This is a genomic window from Mesorhizobium sp. M4A.F.Ca.ET.022.05.2.1, assembly GCF_003998845.1.
Taxonomy (GTDB): domain Bacteria; phylum Pseudomonadota; class Alphaproteobacteria; order Rhizobiales; family Rhizobiaceae; genus Mesorhizobium.
Genome location: NZ_RZOJ01000548.1, coordinates 1 through 3,240 on the forward strand (window position 1 = coordinate 1; position 3,240 = coordinate 3,240).

Sequence of the window (3,240 nt, forward strand, 5' to 3'; positions counted from 1 at the left end):
GATAGGTTACGGTTTCCGCCGAAGGCGGATTCGGCGCGTCGAGCACCGCCCGGCATTCCTTCGGCAGGTTGGCCATCGTCATGATATCGCGCGCCTTCGGCGCGTCCGGATTCTTGTTGGGGCGCCACGGCTCCGCGGTGAACCACCATGCCAGCGGCTTGCCGCAGCCGTCATCGGCCGGCGTTGCTTCCTGCGCCTTGCAGCCGCGCGAGCCCGGCTGGCAGCCGATGCGCATGTGAAAATGATAGTCGTGGCCCCAGAACGGCCGGATCTTGCGCAGCCAGGAACGGTCGCCCTTCACCGTGTCGCACAGCTTCTTCTTGATGCCTGGATTGACCAGAATGCGCTCGACCTCAGGGTAGCTCGCCGCGCGCTTCAACAGTTGCGTGTGTCGCGTCGTCCACAGCGCGTCCTTCACCAGATGGGTCTTCTCGTCGACCATCAGGGTGGCGCTCATCGATTCGCGCTGCGCCATCGACAGCGGCCGGCTGGGCATCGGCGTCAGCCAGATGTCGGCGTCGAGGCCGATCTGGTGCGAGGCGTGGCCGGTCAGCATCGGTCCGCCGCGCGGCTGCGAGATGTCGCCGATCAGAAGGCCGGGCCAGCCGTCGGCATGCGCGTCGCGGGCCAGCTTCTCGATCAGCGCGATCATCGCCGGATGGCCCCAGCGGCGATTGCGCGAGGGGCGCATCACTTCCCAGCTCGGTCCGTCCATGGGGATGGCGACGCCGCCGGCGAAGCAGCCCTTGGAATAGAAGCCGAAGGATTGCGCCGCCGCCACGGCCGGCAGCTTCTTGGCGCCGAACAGGTCTTTTGCGCGCGGCTCGGCCGTCAGCGCGCCCGCCGCCAGCCCGGCCAGCGCAAGGATGGCCAGCGCCGCCGTCAGGAATGGCCGTCTGACGGGCAATGATCGCATCGAGGTCACCATGAAGCCGCATCCCTCTCCTGTCGCGCCGCCCGAGCCTCGAGAGCGGCGATGGCGCGAATCATATCACGCCCGGCGCCGCGCTTTAATCAGGAACGCTTCATCGGGCTGCGCGGCTCGCCCTCGCGCCAGCTGCCGTCGGCCCACATATGGTCGAGGGCCGCGCGGTAGTTTGGCAAGGCAAAGTGATAGCCCGCCGCCTTGATCGCGGCGTTGGAGACGCGCTTGTTCTCGCCATAGAAGGAGCGCGCCATCGGCGAAAGCTCGGCGGTCTCGAAGGCAATTTCCGGTGGCGGATCGACGCCCATCAACCCTGCGGCATAGGCGACGACATCCTGCGGCGGCGCCGGCTCGTCGTCGGTGACGTTGAAGATGCCGCCGAGATTCTTCCCGGCCAGATGCCAGAGCGCGCCGGCGATGTCGTCGCAATGGATGCGGTTGAACACCTGGCCGGGCTTGACCAGCCGCCGCGCGGTGCCATCAGCCAGATTGACCAGCGCGTTGCGACCCGGACCGTAGATGCCGGACAGGCGCAGGATCGCCACTGGCCGGCCGGTCTCCTCGCCGAGCCGCAGCCAGGCCTGCTCGGCCGCCACCCGCATCACCGAGCGTTTCGACACCGGCCGGCATTCGGCCCGCTCGTCCACCCAGCCGCCGCCATGGTCGCCATAGACGCCGACGGTGGAGAGATAGGCGATCCATTGCAGCGCCGGCATGGCTGCGATCGCCTCCCGCGCGGCGCCGAGCACCGGATCGCCGGCCTCTTCCGGCGCCACCGAGACGATGAGGTGGGTGGTCGTCTTCAGGGCCTCGCCGATCTCAGCCGTCAGCGCGCCGTCGAAGCGCATCGGCGCGATGCCGACCTGGCTGAGCGCCGCGAACTTCTCCAGCGAGCGCGTCGTGCCGTAAATCGTTGCCGCATCCCGGTTGGCGCGGGCGAAGGCCTTGCCGGAATAGCCGGCGCCAAAGACGAGGAACTGCTTTTCACTCATGCATGCACCTTTGCTGGCAGCGCCGACAGCCATTCGTCGCGCACTGTCATGTCATCTTCGGTTGCCAGGGCGGTGGCGGCCAGCTGGGCGAAGTCGATAGCAGGCAGAAGCCTGGACAATGCCCAGACGGCAGCGCCCCTCACCAGTGGCGAGGCATCGTCGAGCAGGCCGCGCACCACGCCCGCCAGCGCGGCGCCGCCCGAATTGCCGGCGGCGATCAATACGTTGCGGATGAACCGGTCGCGGCCGATGCGCTTGATCGGCGAGCCCGAGAAGAAGCTGCGGAAAGCTGCGTCGTCGAGCGCCAGCAGCTCCGCCAGCGGCGGCTCGCGCAGGTCGTCGCGCGCGGCAAGCTTGGCCTCCGAGGCGGCTTGGGCGAACTTGTTCCACGGACAGGCGGCCAAACAATCGTCGCAGCCATAGATGCGGTTGCCGATCTTGTCGCGGAATTCGCGCGGGATCGGCCCCTTGTTCTCGATGGTGAGATAGGAGATGCAGCGCCGCGCATCGAGCCGGTAGGGCGCCGGGAAGGCGTCGGTCGGGCAGGCGTCGAGGCAGGCGCGGCAGGAGCCGCAATGGTCCTCTTCCGCCGTGTCGGGCTCGAGCTCGGCGGTGGTGAAGATGGTGCCAAGGAACAGCCAGGAGCCGTGTTCGCGGCTGACCAGGTTTGTGTGCTTGCCCTGCCAGCCCAGCCCGGCGGCTTCGGCCAGCGGCTTCTCCATCACCGGGGCGGTGTCGACGAAGACTTTGACGTCGCCGCCGGCGCGCGCGACGATCTTGCCGGCGATCTCCTTCAGCCGGCCCTTCATAATATCGTGATAGTCGCGGTTCTGCGCATAGACCGAGATCGCGCCGCGGTCGTGCTTTGCGAGAATGCCGCGCGGATCGCGGTCCGGGCCATAATTCATCGCCAGCACGATGATCGAGCGCACATCCGGCCACAGCGCGGACGGTTCGGCGCGGCGCTCGATCGTCTCGGCGATCCAGCCCATCGAGCCATGAAAACCGTCGGCGACGAATTCGGCGAGTCTGGCCGGCGCCAGCGGGATGGCGTCCGGCTGGGTGACGGCGACGGCGTCGAAACCGGCGCGCCTCGCCTCGCGGTCGATCAGCGCGCGCAGGCTTTGCGTCCTAGAAATCGAGGTCCGCATAATGCGACACCGGCGACAGGCCGCGCACCCGGTCCGACAGAAGCGGCCGGAACGAGGGCCGTGATTTAACCCTTGTATACCATTCGCGCGCCGCGCTGTGCTCGCGCCAGTCGATCTCGCCCAGATAGTCGAGCACCGAAAGGGCCGCCGCCGCCGCGAGGTCGGCATAGGT

At 68.0% G+C, this 3,240-nt stretch carries 3 protein-coding genes and 1 pseudogene; all 4 read right to left on the minus strand.

Translation table 11 applies throughout. The features are described from left to right. Nucleotides 1–928: penicillin-insensitive murein endopeptidase (gene mepA / locus EN745_RS32405; RefSeq protein ID WP_127423131.1), on the minus strand; the 928-nt coding region annotated here is incomplete at its 3' end. A gap of 86 nt (nucleotides 929–1,014) precedes the next feature. Further along, nucleotides 1,015–1,917, minus strand: coding sequence for an SDR family oxidoreductase (locus tag EN745_RS32410; RefSeq protein WP_127423132.1), 903 nt, complete (start codon nucleotides 1,915–1,917; stop codon nucleotides 1,015–1,017). After that, nucleotides 1,914–3,068 (minus strand): tRNA epoxyqueuosine(34) reductase QueG, encoded by a 1,155-nt coding sequence (queG, locus tag EN745_RS32415; RefSeq protein ID WP_127423133.1) that lies wholly within the window; start codon nucleotides 3,066–3,068, stop codon nucleotides 1,914–1,916. Before queG ends, EN745_RS32410 begins: the two co-directional genes overlap by 4 nt. Beyond that, a pseudogene (locus tag EN745_RS32420) lies at nucleotides 3,049–3,240 on the minus strand (glutathione S-transferase family protein); the annotation flags it as partial. The gene queG and the pseudogene EN745_RS32420, both read right to left, overlap by 20 nt.

Excerpts from the sequence above, each read along its gene's own strand:
- EN745_RS32410 (WP_127423132.1), bottom strand. The coding sequence starts at position 1,917 with ATGAGTGAAAAGCAGTTCCTCGTCTTTGGCGCCGGCTATTCCGGCAAG.
- queG (WP_127423133.1), bottom strand. The coding sequence starts at position 3,068 with ATGCGGACCTCGATTTCTAGGACGCAAAGCCTGCGCGCGCTGATCGAC.